1 protein-coding gene is annotated in these 652 nt (G+C 60.3%); it reads right to left on the reverse strand.

All coding sequences use genetic code 11. The features are described 5' to 3' along the window. The coding region (locus NKJ17_RS33930; RefSeq protein ID WP_352692069.1) for a redoxin domain-containing protein at positions 1-499 on the reverse strand (499 nt) is incomplete at its 3' end. Between the last annotated feature and the right edge of the window lie 153 nt (positions 500-652).

Below are 652 nucleotides of genomic sequence, written 5' to 3' on the forward strand. Positions count from 1 at the left end.
CCTGGCTGGAAGCCATCGCCTGCTGATCGACTTCCGTAATCTCATAACCTTCCTTCTTGTTAAGAAATTCATTCATTGCCATGACGTCCATAGGCTCGGGCAACTCGCCCGGGAGATGGAACGGTATCGCCATGACCGTTTCCATCCCGACCTCGCGCAAGCCGAAGGCACGGTGCGAGGCCCGCTCCGGGTCGGATGCAGCGAGAAGATCGGGTGCCGGGTGGTAACGGAAATAGAGCCGCGCCCGCTCGACTGGCGTATTGACCACCGCCAGGCATTCGACGCCTTGCTCACGCAGGGCCGGCTTAAGTTGCGCCATCGCCGCGACATGGCGCCGGCAGAACGGACAGTGCAGGCCTCGGAACAAACCGATCAACAACGGGCTACGGCCTCGAAAATCATCGAGCGCGATCTTGCCTTCGCGTGAGATCGCATTGAGCACAACATTCGGTGCCCGGTCGCCTGGCTGCAGCGGGCGGTCAACACTACTCGTGGACATGGACAACCTCCTCGCCCTGGGTCAGTCAGGGAAAGCAGCACACCCAGCGTTTCGGAGGCGATCAAGTTGCCGGGGGCGAAAGCTTCCTGTGCCAAGGCAATAGCTTTCGACCTCTGCCATATTGCCGAGGTCGAGATTACGCGTGTTGCAAGC

It is taken from the genome of Mesorhizobium sp. M0208 (assembly GCF_040322015.1).
GTDB lineage: Bacteria > Pseudomonadota > Alphaproteobacteria > Rhizobiales > Rhizobiaceae > Mesorhizobium.